Source organism: Kordia sp. (genome assembly GCF_050633145.1).
Taxonomy (GTDB): Bacteria; Bacteroidota; Bacteroidia; order Flavobacteriales; family Flavobacteriaceae; genus Kordia.
The window spans coordinates 31,936-50,261 of sequence record NZ_JBOEFY010000007.1; the positions used below are offsets into that span (position 1 = coordinate 31,936).

Annotated in this window: 13 protein-coding genes; 9 read left to right on the top strand and 4 right to left on the bottom strand. The window is 32.5% G+C overall.

What is annotated here, in order from left to right:
- The first annotated feature begins 181 nt into the window (after positions 1-181).
- From ACRBBL_RS05025 to ACRBBL_RS05065, 9 genes are all read left to right on the top strand, one after another.
- A complete protein-coding gene (locus ACRBBL_RS05025) occupies positions 182-2,185 on the top strand; it encodes a tetratricopeptide repeat-containing sensor histidine kinase (protein WP_431367928.1) in 2,004 nt (667 codons plus the stop codon).
- Between the two features lie 127 nt (positions 2,186-2,312).
- Entirely contained in the window at positions 2,313-5,246 is a 2,934-nt protein-coding gene (locus ACRBBL_RS05030; RefSeq protein WP_431367929.1) for a histidine kinase, read from the top strand.
- 23 nt (positions 5,247-5,269) lie between these two features.
- Complete coding sequence (locus ACRBBL_RS05035) at positions 5,270-6,022, top strand: LytR/AlgR family response regulator transcription factor (RefSeq protein ID WP_431367930.1); 753 nt, start codon at positions 5,270-5,272, stop codon at positions 6,020-6,022.
- Positions 6,023-6,189: 167 nt separating this feature from the next.
- Positions 6,190-9,999 (top strand): beta strand repeat-containing protein, encoded by a 3,810-nt coding sequence (locus ACRBBL_RS05040; protein WP_431367931.1) that lies wholly within the window; start codon positions 6,190-6,192, stop codon positions 9,997-9,999.
- A 22-nt stretch (positions 10,000-10,021) separates the two neighbouring features.
- A complete protein-coding gene (locus tag ACRBBL_RS05045) occupies positions 10,022-10,837 on the top strand; it encodes a T9SS type A sorting domain-containing protein (RefSeq protein ID WP_431367932.1) in 816 nt (271 codons plus the stop codon).
- A 154-nt stretch (positions 10,838-10,991) separates the two neighbouring features.
- Positions 10,992-12,044 carry a T9SS type A sorting domain-containing protein gene (locus ACRBBL_RS05050; RefSeq protein WP_431367933.1) on the top strand — a complete coding sequence of 351 codons (1,053 nt, stop codon included), beginning with the start codon at positions 10,992-10,994 and terminating at the stop codon, positions 12,042-12,044.
- A 149-nt stretch (positions 12,045-12,193) separates the two neighbouring features.
- Positions 12,194-12,868 carry a T9SS type A sorting domain-containing protein gene (locus tag ACRBBL_RS05055; RefSeq protein ID WP_431367934.1) on the top strand — a complete coding sequence of 225 codons (675 nt, stop codon included), beginning with the start codon at positions 12,194-12,196 and terminating at the stop codon, positions 12,866-12,868.
- A gap of 114 nt (positions 12,869-12,982) precedes the next feature.
- A complete protein-coding gene (locus tag ACRBBL_RS05060) occupies positions 12,983-14,404 on the top strand; it encodes a T9SS type A sorting domain-containing protein (RefSeq protein ID WP_431367935.1) in 1,422 nt (473 codons plus the stop codon).
- A gap of 178 nt (positions 14,405-14,582) precedes the next feature.
- Positions 14,583-14,903 (top strand): hypothetical protein, encoded by a 321-nt coding sequence (locus tag ACRBBL_RS05065; protein WP_431367936.1) that lies wholly within the window; start codon positions 14,583-14,585, stop codon positions 14,901-14,903.
- 301 nt (positions 14,904-15,204) lie between these two features.
- Here ACRBBL_RS05065 and ACRBBL_RS05070 read toward each other — a convergent pair whose 3' ends face one another.
- Genes ACRBBL_RS05070 through ACRBBL_RS05085 form a run of 4 tightly spaced genes read right to left on the bottom strand, consistent with a single transcriptional unit; the run spans position 15,205 to position 17,632 of the window.
- Positions 15,205-15,969 carry a class I SAM-dependent methyltransferase gene (locus tag ACRBBL_RS05070; RefSeq protein WP_431367937.1) on the bottom strand — a complete coding sequence of 255 codons (765 nt, stop codon included), beginning with the start codon at positions 15,967-15,969 and terminating at the stop codon, positions 15,205-15,207.
- 11 nt (positions 15,970-15,980) lie between these two features.
- Positions 15,981-16,397 carry a hypothetical protein gene (locus tag ACRBBL_RS05075; protein ID WP_431367938.1) on the bottom strand — a complete coding sequence of 139 codons (417 nt, stop codon included), beginning with the start codon at positions 16,395-16,397 and terminating at the stop codon, positions 15,981-15,983.
- A 21-nt stretch (positions 16,398-16,418) separates the two neighbouring features.
- Complete coding sequence (gene map / locus ACRBBL_RS05080; protein WP_431367939.1) at positions 16,419-17,225, bottom strand: type I methionyl aminopeptidase; 807 nt, start codon at positions 17,223-17,225, stop codon at positions 16,419-16,421.
- Entirely contained in the window at positions 17,222-17,632 is a 411-nt protein-coding gene (locus ACRBBL_RS05085; protein WP_431367940.1) for a BT0820 family HAD-type phosphatase, read from the bottom strand. Before ACRBBL_RS05085 ends, map begins: the two co-directional genes overlap by 4 nt.
- Between the last annotated feature and the right edge of the window lie 694 nt (positions 17,633-18,326).

Here is an 18,326-nt window from a genome sequence, read left to right on the forward strand (position 1 = left end):
AAACAAAATAAACAACTACAAAAGCGATCTTAAATTTTAAATTTGAGATCGCTTTTTATATTAAATCTAATATTGAAAGTAGTATTAAAATGATTTCAGAAGTCCATATGATGAATTCAGAAATCGGTAATCGGTTTTTGTATATAAAATAATCATCTTTATATGTTTTAATAAAAATTACATGAATTATAAATCACTATTATATAGTATAATATGTTTTGCTCAATTAGGATTCTCTCAACAACGAGAAATTGATAGTATAGAGAATGTATTGTCTAAAATAGAAAGCGATTCAGCGCGAATAGTTCAGTTTGATAAAGTATTAAACTATTATAGAAACAGAAATGTTGAATTGCATTACTATTTCATTAATAAGGGATTAGCCGAAAGTAAGCAAGAGAATGATATAAAGCGAAATGCAAGAATAACAAGAGAACTTGGAATCTACTATCGCAAAAAAGGACAGTTAGACTCTGCAATCGTACAGTATAATAATGCTATAAAAATGCATCAACAACTCAACGATACTACAGGCGTTTTAATTACTAAAATGTCAAAAGCAAATGTGTTAAAAGCAAAAGGGGATTTCTCGCAATCAATCAATGTGTTTAATGATGTAATTGTCTTTTTTGAGAATCAAGGCGCAAAAGGAAAACGAAAACTTTTAATAGCTAAAACAAATTTAGGTGGCGTTTACATAGCTATGAAAGACTGGGAAAATGCAACAAAATATCTTGAAGAAGTATATAGTGATTCACTAACTAAAGCAAACAAAAGAATGCTAGGCGGTATTTGTATAAATTTAACCGCAGTTAAGACAAAACAAAACCGATTAGATGATGCTTTAAAATATGCTAAAAAAGCCTTAGAATTAGTAAAAAGACCAAGAAGCGTTGCAAACTTATATACCAATATTGGCGCGATATATGAAAAAAAGAAAAATCATGAGTTGGCAGATGTATACTTTAAAAAAGCGCTCGAAAACTATACTGCTTTAAAAAGCGCACCTGGAATTCAAAAAAGTTACAACAACATTGGAAACAACTTAGCAAAACTGAAAAAGTACAAGGAAGCAGAATATTTTTTACTTAAATCAAATGAACTACTAGAAAAAGGAAATAATATAAACTCTTTGTGGCATAACTACGAAATGCTCTCAGCACTTTATGAAAGCAAAGGTGACTATAAAAAATCATTAGACTTTGCTAAAAAGCAGGCGAAAATTAAAGACTCAATTCTAAATACTGAAAAACAAAAAGAAATAGCTAACTACGAAACTCTCTATGAAACTGAAAAAATAAAAAGGGAGAAAGATGTTGCACAACAAGCAACGATAATAGCAACTTTAGAAAATCAGAAAAATCGAAGTAGATTTATAGGAGCATTAATATTAGGAGTTTTTATAGTGCTCTTATCAATATTTTATTTCAAAAAAACAAAAGCAAAAAAGAATACAGAACTTGTATTAATGAAGCTTAAAGAAGCTAAAAAACGACTTGAGGTAGAAAAAAAATATAGAGACTCAGAATTAAAAGCATTAAAAGCACAAATGAATCCACATTTTGTATTCAATGCACTCAATTCTATTCAAGAATATATTGTGCTAAATAAGAAAAATTTAGCAAGTGATTATTTGGGGAAATTTTCCGATTTAATTCGTACATACCTAAATAATAGTAATAAAGGTTTAATTTCTTTAGAAGAAGAACTTAAATGCTTGGGGATGTATTTGGAGTTAGAAGAATTACGATTTGAAGAGAAACTAACATATACTATTGAAGTTGCCGAAAACGTATGTGTAAGTACGAGATATATTCCAACAATGTTGATTCAGCCTTATATTGAAAATGCACTAAAACATGGGCTATTACATAAAAAAAATGATCGAAAACTAAAAATAGCACTCTTCAATGCTCTTGACGAAAATAGCATAATATGTGTTGTAGAAGATAATGGAATAGGAAGAAAAAAAGCATTAGAACTAAAGGCGCTGAAAAACAAAATGCATCAGTCATTTGGAACAAAAGTGACGAAAGAACGATTGGATTTACTAAACTATGGTAAAGCCAATCCAATTGGTGTTGAAATTGAAGATTTGTATGAAGCTGAAAAACCAATTGGAACAAAAGTGACAATTAATATTCCGTTTTCAAGGAGCAATTCATTCAATTATTCAGCAACCTAAAAGTGATAAACTACCAATAATCATACGTTTTCTTGAGTTTTAGAAATTAATATTGGTGTTTTAGATATAAAAAAAGAAACATGACTTTTAAAATGATACTTTTGAAAAGTTATAATAAATTGATGAATTGATAAAAAAGATATACTACATATTTCTGTTTTTAATGGTTTGCATTGCACATGCACAGCATCCTCCGTACATTCAATTTTCAGAAAAAGACGGTCTTCCAGATATTGAGTTTTACAATATGACGGAAGACAGCAAAGGCTTTATTTGGCTTGCTGCCGATAAAGGATTCTATCGATATGATGGAAATCAATTTAAATTATTCACTAACAAAGATAAAAGAGGTTTATCGGTTTTTGAACCAAGAGAAGATCATAAAGGAAGAGTTTGGTGTTGTAATATTTCAGGACAATTTTTCTATGCAGAAAATGACGAACTCATCACATTTGTCGATTTAGGAAAAGAAATTGGTTGGCAATTAGGTAGTTTTTTAATAACAGAAAAACACTTGCTAGTTTTTGCTTCTCAAATAATTTATAAAGTTTCTTTAGAAACGAAAGAAATTGAAGCACGTGTAAAAGTGACCGATGAAATTTTGGGGCATCCGTATAGGTTTAAAAATGAAATATATGTCACCTCAGGGAAAAATATAATTGCACTCGATTTAGAACTAAATGTTATCAAAGAAATTACCTCTGAAGCTATTTATGATGATCTAAAAAAACGAAACCTTGGAAGATCTGCAATTTTTGGGTATAAAGGAAAAACATACCTAAAACTTGTCGATCAAAACAGTCATTCATTCTTGAATTTATTTGATTTAAATACTGGACAGTACGAAGAAATTGAATTTGAAGAAGAACTCAAAAAAAGCCATATTGTTATTATAAACTTTCATAATGATGAAATGTTAATCTCTTCATCTACTGGACTTTGGGTGTATACGATTAAAGATGGAAAAGCAACGTATAAAAACAGGTATTTTAAAGATCAATATGTTTCGCAAGTAGTTGTCGATAAAAATGAAAACTATTGGGTAACAACATTGCGTAATGGTGTATTTGTAATTCCTAACATTAACAATGAAACGTACGATTTCCCAAAAGGTATTGAAGATTTTAAAAGCGTTGAAAAAATAAATGATGATACATTTTTCTTTGGAACAGCAAACGGAAAAGCAGGATTGTATAACATCAAAACGAATACGATTGAGCCAATCGAATTAGCTGATAAGACAACAGTTAAAACAGCTTCCATTAATGAAAAGAAACAATTGCTCTTTATAAGTCAGCAAAATAGTTCGCTTATGTATGATTTAAAGACAAAAAAGTACGAATTCAATGCTGAATTAGGTAATGTAAGAAGCATCTCTTACTTAGACGAAAACACGTATTTCTATACAAATTACCAAGGAGCGGTAAAAGTAAAAGATGGTAAAGAAATATTACGCATAGGAAATACACGAGCATATTTAGGCTTTCATGATACTATTAGTAAAAACAGTTATATTTCTTATGTAGATGATTTAATGAAATATGATGCCGAATTTAATGGAAAAAAAATTCGCTACAAAGGAAAAAGGATCAATGCTAGAGGGATAAAAAAAACAAATAATGGAACTATATGGGTTTCCACGTTTAAAGATGGTATATATGGAATAAAAAATGATAGCATTGTTATTAATTATACCACTGAAAATGGTTTGATTTCTAACTTTACACAAGAAATAGAAAGTTACAACGACGAACTTTGGATTGTAACTAACAAAGGAATTCAATTGTTAAATACAAAAACAAATACGTTTAAAACATTGACAAAAAGTGATGGTATAAGTACGTATCTAATTAACGGAATTGTTCCTTTTGAAAAAAATGTTGTATTTGCTACCAATAGTGGTGTTTTTTCAATTGATCGAGAAACGGTATTCAAACGAAAGGTGAAGCCTAAAATTTACTTTACAGGTATTGAAATTAATGAAAAAGACACACTGCTTCAACAAAAATACATACTGCCACATTATCAAAATGCAATTAAACTAAGTTTCAATTCCAATGGTTTCAAATCTAAAGAACACATTCGGTACACAAGTCGATTGTTAGGATTTAATGATGATTGGATTCCTGTCGATGAAGGAATTGATTTTGTAAAATACAATAGTTTACCTGTCGGGAATTATACCTTTCAAGTAAAAGCTATTTCAAGTTCTTTAGCAGGTGAATCTGAAATTGCATCGATCAAAATTTCAATCAAAAATCCTTTTTGGAAACTGCCTGAGTTTATTATTGGCTCTGTATTGTCTATACTGTTATTCATCGTTTTATATTATAGAAATATTATTAAAAAGCGAGACAAACAAAAAAATAAAGAACTCGAAAAACTTGAACAAGAACGCGAATTGGTATTCTTAAAACTAGAAAACTTACGCTCGCAAATGAATCCGCATTTTATCTTCAATGCGCTGAATTCGATTCAAGAATATATCATCCTCAATAAAAAAAATCTAGCAAGTGATTACTTAGGGAAATTTGCCGATTTAATTCGCACGTATCTTAATCACAGTAATAAAGGAGTTATATCTCTACAAGATGAAATCAATTGTTTAAAAATGTATCTAGAGCTAGAAGAATTACGTTTTGAAGACAAGCTAACATATTCATTTGATATTGAAGAAAATATAGATATCGAAGCACTTACAATTCCAACAATGTTGATTCAACCGTATGTTGAAAATGCCTTAAAACATGGTTTGTTGCACAAAAAAGAAAACAGAATTTTAACTGTTACTTTAAAGAAATCAAATAATGAAAATGCAATAATCTGTGAAGTTGTCGACAATGGAATTGGAAGAAAAAAAGCATTAGAATTAAAGCAACGAAAAGATAAAACATACAAACCTTTTAGCACAAAAGCCATAGAAGACCGATTAAGTTTGCTTAACTATGGAAGAGAAAAGCAAATTGGTATCACCATTAAAGATTTGTATGAAAGCGAAATAAATACACCGAGTGGAACCAAAGTAGTCATTAGGATTCCTATGGAAAAAAACAATCATTAGTACATCATACAATACAAGAAAGCATGAAAGTAATCATTATAGACGACGAACGAAAAGCAAGAAACTTGCTCCGTATTTTAATTTCTGAAAACTGTCCTAAAATTACAGAAATCTTTGAAGCAGAAGACTTACTTTCAGGAGTTGAACTCATCAAAAAAGAACAACCGCAAATTGTATTTTTAGACATTGAAATGCCACAACATTCTGGTTTAGAAATCTTAAATTTTATAGAAAAAGACAACTTCAATTTTGAAATTATCTTTACAACGGCGTATAGTGAATATGCAATCAAAGCATTTCAACTTTCTGCTATTGATTACTTGCTTAAACCTGTACGGGCTTCACAAATACAAGAAGCTGTTGAAAAAGCACTAAAGCATATTGGAAAATCACAAATCAATATCAAATTAGAAGAACTCAAAAAAAGCCTGGCTTCTTCAAACTTCAATAAAATTGGTTTGCCATTCTCAGACGGGTTCAAATTTGTAGACTTCAATGAAATCATCTTATTAGAAGCAGATGGAATGTATACAAAAATAACCACAATCAACGACTCGGAAATTCTAGTAAGCAAACCATTAAAGCATTTTGTGTCGCTTTTAGAAAAAATAAGCACCTTTTACAAACCGCATCGTTCCTACTTAATCAACCTCAAATACATCAAAGAATACATCAAAAAAGATGGCGGTTACATTATCATGGATAACAACGAAACGGTTTCCATTTCCAAAGACAAAAAAGAAGAATTCTTAGCCATTGTTCAAAATATAGGATAGTTTTTTGAAAGAAAAAACACAAAGGAATTCTTGGTAAATCCGATAAAAAATCATTTTTAAAAAAAACTAAAAACATTTAGCAGTTTAAAACATACTTTCAGAAGATAAAATCATATACAGACCAATAGCTAAATACTTTTGACTTCATAAACTATAAATTATAAATAATGAAGACAAAAATATTTTTAATATTACTTTTTGTGAGTTTAACTACTTACGCAAGTACTCCAACTACAAGTATAGAAGGAGACTATAGGGTAGCTTGCTTGCCAGAAAATGTTTCTGTATATAATATTGCTCCAAATGCTGCAGAAGTATCTTGGACATCTACTTCAACAGATACAACAGTACGATATGTACAATTTGGATTCCCTTTTTCTCTGGGAATAGATATCACTAACATTTCAGGAAATACACAAACGATAACAGGGTTAAACGCCAATACATCTTATGATGTGTATGTACAAGGAAATTGTAACGGTACTCCATCAGCTTGGACACTAGCAACAAATTTTACCACATTAAGCGGAAGCATTATTCATGTTAATCATGCGGCTTCAGGAGCAAATGATGGTACAACTTGGAGTAATGCTTTTTTAAAATTGGAAGACGCTTTAGCAATTGCTACAGGAAATGATCAAGTTTGGGTAGCGCAAGGAACTTATGTTCCAACTACAGCAAATGCAAATTCTAGAAAGGCAACTTTTAATGTATTAACAGGAACAAAAGTTTATGGAGGTTTTAATGCTACAGAAACTACTGTTTCTGAAAGAGATGTTGTAGCAAACCTTACAATACTAAGTGGAGATTTAAATGGTGATGATAATGATGTTATTACAGATACGGAAGCTACTCGACAAGACAACGCGTATCATGTTGTGAGTATGAGAAGAAATATTAGTGGAGTGTTAATCGACGGATTTACAATTTCTGGAGGAAATGCTAATGGAAGTACAGTGACTTGGGGATCTGTTCTTACGCAATTTTCAGATTCAAAAGGAGCTGCTATTTATTTAAACCCAGTTGTAACAGGAGAAAATACAACAGCAACGATTCAAAATTGTATTTTAGAAAAAAATTCAGCAACAAACAATAGTGTTTTTGCAGGTTTTGGTCCTATAAATGCAGCAACTCATAATAGAGACTTTACAGGGAATTTTACAAGCTGTATAATTAAAAATAATTATTCTTTAAATTCTTCTGCGTTTCAATACCATGGATCTACAGGTCAAGGATATAATGCTTATGGAACAATAGCGAACAGTTTGTTTTATAATAATACATCTGCAAATGGTTCATCTTGTTTGTCATTAGTCGCAAGTACAACGAATGGAGGAAATACAGGAGGAATGAATGTTAGCGTCATTAATTCAACTTTTGCTAATAATACAGGTGTTAATGGAAGTGTTATTGAAATGGCTCAGGCATCAAACAGTAGAATAAGAAATTCTATCATTTACGATAATGGAAGTACAACACCCTTTACAATTACAACTTCGGGTTCTGCAGTATCTAATAGTATTGTAGAAGGCGGTCAGCAAGGAGCAACAAATGTAGATCCACTATTTGCTAATTCAGCTGCGAATCAATTTGTTTTACAAACGGGATCTCCAGCTATAGACGCTGGAATGAACAGTTACATTTCTAGTACTATTATTAACGATTTAAATGCTAGAGCTCGATATGTGAATTCTACAATTGATATGGGAGCTTTTGAATATGGAAATTTAGATTGTAGTGGTACTCCATCAAATATTATCGGAACAAATGCTACATTTACCTCAATAGACCTTAGTTGGACAGCTGGCGGAGATGAATCTGTTTGGGATATTTTATATGTAGAATCGGGTCAACCAATTTCTTCCGGAACAGCAATTTATAGTGTTAGTAATCCTTTTACAATTTCAGGATTAACTCCTAATACTAGTTATGATATTATTATAGTTGCTTCTTGTATTTCTTCGCAAGGTTCTGGAGTTGCACAATATACCTTTACAACTGTAGATCCAACATTATATGTTGATAAAGACGCATCGGGAACCAATGATGGTTCTTCTTGGGCGAATGCTTTTACAAAACTAGAAGATGCGCTTCCTTTAGCAAACAGTTTAAGACCTATATGGGTAGCAGATGGTACTTATATTCCAAGTACTACTGATACAAATACAAGAAAAGCAACCTTTTCGATTATAGAAGATACAAATATTTATGGCGGATTTAACGGAACAGAAACGACTGTTACAGCAAGAAATCCAAAAACGAATATTACAATATTATCGGGTGATTTAAATGGAGATGATAATGCTACTATTCTTGATACAGAAGCAACAAGGCAAGATAACTCATATCATGTTGTCTCAATTAGAGGGAATGCTCAAAATATAGTAGTCGACGGTTTTACAATAACAAGCGGAAATGCAAACGGAGCTGCAAACAATAGTTGTTCAACTCCAGCAATAGACCAATCCTTTGATTTAAGAGGAGGCGCAATTTATGTGAATCCATATGTTTCAGGTAGTAGCTTAACAGCTCAATTTAAAAATTGTATACTTGAAAAAAATTCAGGTATTAGTGTTGCTGTATATTCCTCTTTTACACCTTGTGGAGTGTCAAACTTAACTCATGATGTAGATTTTGAATCGTGTATTATTAGGGATAATTATTCTCAAGACTTAACGGCAATGTTGTTTTCGGGAGCTCAACAGTTCGGTCTTTATGCAAAAGGATCTATCGTAAATAGTTTGTTTTACAATAATACGTCTGCTAACAATTCATCTTGTTTATATTTAGGTGCTAGCAATGGAGGAAATAATACTGCTTTAGAATTTGAAATGATCAACTCAACATTATCTAATAATGTAGGAGTTAATGACAATGTTATAACGATGGTTCAGGCTTCAAATAGTACCATTGCAAATAGTATTATTTATGGAAATGGATCTGGTACAGGTTTTCCTATTGCAATTACAACATCGTTTTCTGTAGTAAACAATAGTATTGTTGAACTAGGTATGATAGGAGGAGCTGCTAGTGATCCATTATTTATGAATGCCTTAACGAATGATTATACTTTACAAGCAAGTTCGCCAGCTATAAACGCAGGAAGTAATGCTTCTTTACCAGTTGCTATAGTTGAAGATTTAAATGGAAATACTCGTACAGTAGATACTACGGTAGATATGGGAGCATTTGAATATGATGTAAACTTAAATATAGTTGTTAGTCCAAAAATATATTTACAAGGCGCAATGTTAGGTGCTAGTGGAGGAAACATGAATGACAATTTAAGAGTTGGAAATAACTTACCAACAACATCGCCTTATGCAGATGGAGCAACTTGTAATGCTTCTGTCTTTACAGTAACAGGAAATGATGCTATTGTCGATTGGGTATGGGTAGAGCTAAGAGATGCAACAACAAATACTACTATTATAGACTCACAATCAGCATTGCTGCAACGTGATGGAGATGTTGTTGATGTAGATGGAATTTCTTCTTTAGTCTTTAATAAAACTGTAGGCAATTATTATATCGCAGTTAAGCATAGAAATCACTTGGGTGTTATGACAAGTACTACCTTTAATTTGAATGGAACAACTACAGTAGTAGATTTTACTGATGCAAACAATCAAATCACTTTTGGAACAGATGCACAAACTACTTTTGGAATGCCAAGTGGTGTAGTAGCAATGTGGGCAGGAAATGCAAATGGGGATGCTGTAGTACAATATTCGGGAACCACTCCAGATGCTCCTAGTATTTTATCGGAAGTATTAAATGATGCAGCAAACTTTCTTAATTTTCCAACGTTTAGTTTAAGTGGCTATAATACTAAAGATGTAAATATGGATAGCAACACACAATACACAGGAACTACACCAGATACACCTTTAATTCTTCAAAATGTACTAGCACATCCAGGGAATTTCCTAAACTTTAGTACGTATCAAATTCAAGAACAATTACCAGAAAACTAATCAATAGCTTAATAACTATATTATGAAAAAAATCACTTCAATTTTATCCCTTACTATTCTATTTGCGTTGTTTTCAAATAGTGTAAATGCGCAAGATGGATATACGTATACTTTACAGCACAATGGAGGCTATAGTTTTACAGTGCAGGCAGTACCAAATGCAAGTGCTACTAATTTTGCTACTTCGGTGCAGAGTTATGGATTTACATTAATACTTCCAGATGGAATAACCATTGCAACGACATCTTCATTAGGAGGAGCTGCAAGTGCCACATTTTTTGATGGAACTAATGTAGCACAGCCAACTATTGATGGATACTTAATTACAGAAACTTTAGGAAGTCCTGTATCATTATCAGCGCCATCAGCAGGAACAAATTCAGATATGTTTACATTCACTGTAAATAGCAATCCAGTAAACGGAGAATTAAAAATTTTAGAAAACAACTCAACATTAGCAAATACAGTCACGCCTTTAAAATCGTTCATGCAAGCAGATATGATCGATAACGGATCAGCACAATTTGTAAATGTAGTCGATCCCAATGCGGCGGCAGTTTCAGGAATGAGTACGTTTAATTTTTCGACCTTAAGTACAACTGATGTTCAGCTTTTAGAAGATGCGGTAAAAATTTATCCAAATCCAACAGCTGGCATCTTGAACATTCAAACTAATGCAAACATAAAAAATGTTTCCATCTATACTTTATTAGGAAAAGAAATAATGACTACAACCGCTATAAAAATAGATGCTTCTCATCTTTCTTCAGGAATGTATATTTTAAAGATCACTTCTGTAGAAGGAACACAAACCACCAAACGTTTTATCAAGCAATAATTTATAGTTTACATTATTGTATAAATCCTGCGAGTTCTCATACTTGCAGGATTTTTTTTTGATTTAGCAATCGATAAGACACTTTCGGAAACTAGCTAATTTTAAGCTGACGACAACTAGTAGTTTTACACTTTAAAATTATAAAAGTTGATATATGAAAACAAAATTACTTCCTTTATTATTCCTAATTATAACAGTATATGTAAACGGACAGAATGTAACTATTCCTGATGCGAATTTCAAAAACTATTTAGTCAATAATTCAGCAATCAATACAAACGGAGATACCGAAATACAAATTAGTGAAGCCGCTGCTTTTATGGGAGAAATAGATTTGACTAGTGCAGGAGGTGTTCTAGATTTAACCGGGATAGAAACGTTTATCAATCTTACAGGACTTAGAGCGAGTGGAAATGATATTGCAAGTGTAAATATTACTCAAAATATAGCGTTAGAAACCTTATACTTAGACAGAAACCAATTAACAACACTTGATTTATCTCAAAATATAAATCTAATAACTGTCGATTTAGAAAGAAATCTACTAACAGTAATTGATGTTACTTCAAATACAAGTTTAGAAAACTTAGGAGTAAGACGAAATAATATCACTACGTTAGATATTTCTCAAAATACCGCATTAAAGTTTTTAGACACATCAATAACTCTAATTACTAGCATAGACTTTTCTTCAAACTCTTTATTGGAAACCTATTGGACTCAAGATTCAGTATTGAGTAGTTTAGATCTTTCTCAAAACCCTAATGTAACCTACATTTCTGCATATAACTGTAACTTGACAGGTGCAAATATTGCGAATACAAACAATGCAAATATGACTATTGTTTCGCTTGATGGCAATCCAAACTTAAGTTGTATTCAAATAGATTCAGGATTCACACCGCCTAGCGGTTATAGTGGTTGGTCTAAAGATGCAGCCGCAAGTTATAGTGATAATTGTACGCTTAGTGTTGAAGAATTTACAAAACCTAACTTCACACTATACCCTAACCCAACAAAAAATACATTAAATATAGAGGCTAATAACACTTTTTCGGAAGTCATTATTTATAATTTCTTAGGAAGAGAAATTGTAAAAACGAATTCAAAAACAATTGATGTTTCAAACCTTTCACAAGGAATGTATGTTTTAAAAATTACTTCTGTAGAAGGAACGCAAACAGCCAAACGTTTTATCAAGCAATAATTTATAGTTTACGATGATTGTCTAAATCCTGCGAGTTATCATGCTTGCAGGATTTTTTTTGATTTAGCAATTCAAAAACACTTTTCAGAAAGTCGCATGCTATATCCTATACACAATGCGGTACTTTCAAATTCTGAAAATTGATGTATATGAAATTAAAACTATTCTTCTTATGCTTGACTTTTACAAGTGTAATGATGGCGCAAATTACCTTTCAAGGATGTCCTACTGTTTTGGGTGCGCAAAATTTTGTATTAACGAATACAGATACAAATACAGATGGAGGAGTTGTTAGAAATACATACGAAAGTACACCATTAAACTTTGGACAAAGTTGTCCTGCGGGAGTTTGCGAAATTAGAATTATTTGGAATGATGTGTTGGATCGATGGGAAATACAATTGGACAATGACGGACCTGTAAATACACCAGACTATACTACGGCAGTTTTATATTTCAGCACAACGGCTTCAAGTCCAAATCCGCCAGATACAACTTATGGAAATTGGCAAAGTGCAGGGTTTTGTCCAACCGCAATTAGTACAATGAACGGAGATGTAGATGACGGAAGCACATTAAGTGTTGAAGATATTTCACATGTAGAGAATCAAATTGTTGTGTATCCTAATCCAACAAAAAATGTATTGAACATAGAAGCAGCAATACTAGTAACAGAGATCGAAATTTACTCTATTCTAGGGAAAAAACTTCTGCAAACAAAATCAAAAACGATAGATGTTTCAAAGTTGTCAAACGGTTTATATGTGATGAAAATTATTTCCTCAAAAGGAATAGAAACGATCAAACACTTTATAAAACAATAAACAGTTTAACTATTCTAAGCTCAATATTTAGAAACTAAAAAGGGGCTTTCAGAAACTTTTTAAAATATTCTCTAACAGCGTAAATTATATTTAGCGTTTAAAAAATAAGAACAAATGAAAACTCCTATAGCAACAATAATCTTTGGAATATTGTTATGCGCAGTAACGAATGTTTATAGTCAAAGTTTTACTGAAGAAACAAGTAATCCATTGATAGGTATAAATGGTATAAGAGCTATCCAATTAGGTGATATTGATGGTGATGGAGATTTAGATTTGATTGGAATTTCAGGTGTAACAACGGCTCGATTGTTTAAAAATAATGGCGCAGGAATATATACAGAAGAACTAAATGGTTTTATAGCCGATCCAATAGAAAACTTACGGTTTGTTGATATAGAAAAAGATGGTGATTTAGATATTTTTGTAATTAGAAATACCAGCACTACTACAATCAATCGTGTATATGATATTTATGAAAATAATGGGCAAGGAGTACTTACTAAACATCAAACAACAGGTATAACCAGTGCCTTTGATATTGTAGCTCATAGACTTCAATTTGCTTTTGGAGACGTAGACGGTGACAATGATATGGATATGACATTATCTGGATTGACTACTCAGTTTTCAGCTAAAATATGGCGATACGACGGAAACTATACGTTCACACAATCATTCTCGGGAATATTACAAGCCACAGATGGAAAAACACAATTTGCTGATTTGGACAATGATGGAGATCAAGATTTATTAGTGATTGGGCAAGGACCAGGTGGTGCAGTGTATCATAAATATTTTAACAATGGAACAGGAACATTTTCATTTGGAAATGTAGACAGTTTAGAAGGTTCATTTTTTGGCGATTTTGATTTAGGTGATGTAGATGGTGATGGCGATTTGGATGTAGTTCAAGTAGGTTCAAACCGTTCTACAGGTGTCATGGCAACTCATCGGAATAATGGAGGCGGACATTTCTCTTCTTACTTTGGAGTTCCAGCTGCAAATTACACTGTTTTTTCTACTGTAAAATTTGCAGATTTTGATAATGATGGAGATCTAGATATTGTTGGAGCTTGTAAAAGTGCAACGCCAGATATGAATATCTTTTTAAATTCAGGAACAGGAACATTTTCTCCAATGACTGGGCATTCTTTTGGACAAATTGATTTTCGGACAGAAGTACAAGTTGGGGATATTGATAATGATGGAGATATTGATATCATACATACATATCAAACCACTGGTGTTGGGATGTATGTAACCAAAATTTATAAAAATGATATAGCAACACTATCAAATACAGAGATAGCATTGAAAGAAGTGTCAATCTATCCTAATCCTGCGAAAAATAATATAAACATTCAAACGAATCAAAATATTGAATATGCTGTATTATATAATGCATTAGGGAAAGAAGTACGGCGATTTAACACTAATGCAATTGATATTTCTAATTTATCAAAGGGCGTTTATATGCTACAGATAAAATTATTAGATGGAAGTCTGAGTGCAAAAAAAATCATCAAACAGTAATAACCCAGCCTTTTAGCAATTGTTACATAGTATTCGATCGGATTGTAAAATAGCCTCAATCCGATCGTTTGTTCAAATCGACATTTCAGAAACTCAGAACTGCATTTTAGCAAATGACATGCGGTTTAACTTTCTTACTCTTATATATTTACAACTGAAACAAAAAATAGAAGCTTTTATGAAATTAATGATCATTGCCATTAGTATATTCACTGCACTATCATTCTCGCCAATTGCAGAAACGACAGAAGCAGTAGTAGAAACAACTAAAGAAATTTACGGAAGTAGTTTTTCACTTATCAACGATACAAAAAGTAAGGTATCCATCTATACGGGAACTGGTTACGTTTCTTTAAACAAAGGAAGCAAAACGAGTATTTCTTGTAAAGTTGGTAAAACGGTACATTGGGCAAACAAAGGTAAAAAGGGAGACGTTATTTTTAAAATCACAAGTGATATGTGTGGCGAAACCGTGAAGCTTTCTAAAGTCATGGATTAATGAATACGTTCATTTCAAAAAAGTAAAAACTAAACAACCGACCAAAGAATCTAGTTTTTTAAAAGGAAGCTGATTAACTTTCTTTAGTGGAAAAAGATCTCATCGAATGATGAGGTCTTTTTGTTTTTGAAGACTAAAGCATTTCTCGATACATTTTGATTGCATCAAAACACTCGAAATGACGTTTGTGAATCATAATATTTAAATTAACAGACAACAGACAACAGACAACAGACAACAGACAACAGACAAAGAAGCAAAGCGCCCCAAAATCGAAGACCTAATACCCAACACCAAAAACCTACTTAAAACAAACAGGAATAATTTCACCATCCATTAAGCAGTATTTCTCAATTTCTTCTTTAGAAAATGTTGTTGTATAAGCTTCTTCTTTTACCGTGAATCCGATGCTTCGGAGTTTCTCAAAGTAATCAAGACCGTACACGCGCACATGATCGTACTGACCAAATATTTTAGTGCGTTCTTTTTCATCTACAATAGAATCATCTTCAAAAGTGACGTCACGTTCTAAATCTTGAGGAATCTGTAGAATTGCCATGCCATTTGGCTTCAATACACGATACAACTCTTGCATGGCTTTCGTATCATCAGGAATATGTTCCAATACGTGATTGCATAAAATGGTGTCGAACGAATTATCTTCAAAAGGTAAATCGCAAATATCAGCTTTCACATCTGCTAAAGGCGAAAACAAATCAGTCGTAGTATAGTCTAAGTTTTTCTGATTGCGAAAACGCTTATAAAAAGCTTGTTCTGGCGCAAAGTGTAGTACTTTTTGTGGTTTGGTAAAGAAATCTGTTTCACGCTGTAAATACAGCCATAACAATCGGTGACGCTCTAACGAAAACGTACTTGGCGACAATGCATTCTCACGATTTATGGCATAGCCATACGATAAAAAAGAACGAAAACTCTTCCCGTCAATAGGATCGGTGAACTTAGTACCTTTCATGGCAAAAGTAATCAACGGACGAACCCAATAACTCAACTTAATTAAAAGCGGTCTTGGAATGGTATTTAATATATATTTAAAGAGTTTTTTCAAGTATAAATAAATTATTCAATTTTAATCATATAAAACAAATCATCGAATGAACCTTTCTGTTTATGAGGTCTTGCAGTAAAATAAATAGTATCTCCTTTTCTTTTAACATACGTTACTTCAATACCACCATATTGGCGCATCAGACTTTCACTAGGATCTTCTCCTTCTTTCTTTGCATCTGGAAGCATTATATATGAGCAATCGCTTAACCATTTTAAACGTGAAGTTCGTTCAGAACCGTCACTTAGGTATTCTCTTTGAAAATTTTCTGTACGAACTATTTTAGTAGAAAACGAAACAACATCATCACTTGGTATAAAAAACACGCCAGTTTTTACATCAGAACAGTCTATTTGTGCTTCATCTTGTGCATTTGCAGAAAAAGTAATCAAGAAAATAAAGAGGCTGCTAAGAAGTAATTTGTTCAAAATAATTGTATTTGTATAAGTTTATGGGTGTCTAAATTCGTCTTCTTCATCACTTTCAATGCCTAAAGCTTCATGCACGTATTTAAAAGTAGATAACAATTCTGGTTTTCCATTTACTAAAGCAACATCATGTTCAAAATGCGCGCTTGGTTTTCCATCTTTCGTTAACACTGTCCATCCATCACGTAAAAACTTAATCTCTTTTACGCCCATATTAATCATCGGTTCAATGGCAACCACCATTCCTTCAATGAATTTTTTTCCACGTCCACGACGTCCGTAATTTGGCATATTTGGATCTTCGTGCATCTTTTTTCCTAATCCATGACCTACCAAATCGCGCACTACACCATAACCATGTGCTTCACAATATTTTTGAATAGCGAAGCCAACATCTCCAACGCGATTTCCAGCTTTAAACTCACGAATACCAACGTACAATGATTCTTTGGTTACTTGTAATAATTTTTCTGTCTCAGGATCAATTTCTCCAACAGCAAACGTATACGCATGATCGCCATAAAACTCATTCTTAATAGCGCCACAATCTACCGAAATAATATCACCTTCTTCTAGTGGACTACTATTTGGAATTCCATGTACAACTTGTGCATTTGGACTCATACATAGCGTATTCGGGAAATTATATAATCCTAAAAAACCAGGAATAGCATCATGATCGCGAATAAATTCTTCAGCCAATTTATCTAAATGCAAGGTTGTGACACCAGGTTTAATTTCGCTGGCTATCATTCCTAAAGTTTTGGAAACAATCAATGCACTTTCTCGCATCAATTCAATTTCTTCTCGTGTTTTTGGTATAATCATTTCTTGAGAAAGGAAAACAATCCTTTTTTCTTTTTTAATGTTACTTGTGGCGATTCGTTGGTAAGCAATTGGTATACTTCGCCCCAACCGATAAATCCGCCAATATTTCTATCGTCAATAAAATAGTCTGCGTTGATCTTTCTACTTATTTTGCCATCAAAAACTTCTTCTGGATAACTGTTATTAACTGCGTAAAAATCAATTCCGTTGTCTTTACAAAACGCAACAGCCTCGTCCAATTTTCTTCCGCTTCTGTACGTCCATAAAATCAACCGATGTCCATCTTGTTCTAAGCGTTTCAATGTTTCAAACGCAAAGATTTTCGGAGAACCAATTTTAGGATACGCGTCATCTACAACAGTGCCATCAAAATCAACAGCAATTAGTAAACTTTCTTTCATAACCATTCAACTTCCTATTTTATGCCTGCAAAGCTACAAAGAATTACGCTTTTATTCAGCATACGTACTGTCTCTTATACACATCTCCGAGCCCACGAGACGCTCANNATAAAAGTTGGAACGTTTGTAATATCAAAACCATCTTCCAAATGTTCTGGGGTCATTTTATCTCTATCAACAGTAATCAATTCTACCTTTTTCTCATTGATTTTCATCACGTCTAAAATTCGATAAAATTGTGGTACTTCTCTTTGACTATCTTCACACCAAGTTCCCATAAACACCTTTACAGTAACATCGGCTAATAAAGGCTGTACTTTTTCTGCCGTTTCTTTATCTGCTGGATAGGTAGCATATGTTGGTCCAAACCAAGTATCATAAGGCGCTTCCGAAATGGCTTTTCTAGTTTGTACGCCTGTCAAAATAGGTAATTCTTTTTCTTCTTCGTCAATGACTTCTTTCGTAATCGTAACTTCTTTTTTTTCTTCTGTTGGAGTCGTCTTTTTTTCGTCTTTGCAAGCAAAAAATGCAAGTGCAGCGACTAGATATAGTATTTTTTTCATCAGATAAGTGATTTTTGAGTCATTAATTCAGGTTGTGGAATTCCGATCATTTCTAAAATTGTAGGTGCAATATCACCTAAAACGCCATCTTTAATTTGTTTGATATTTTTATCTACCAAAATAATTGGTACAGGATT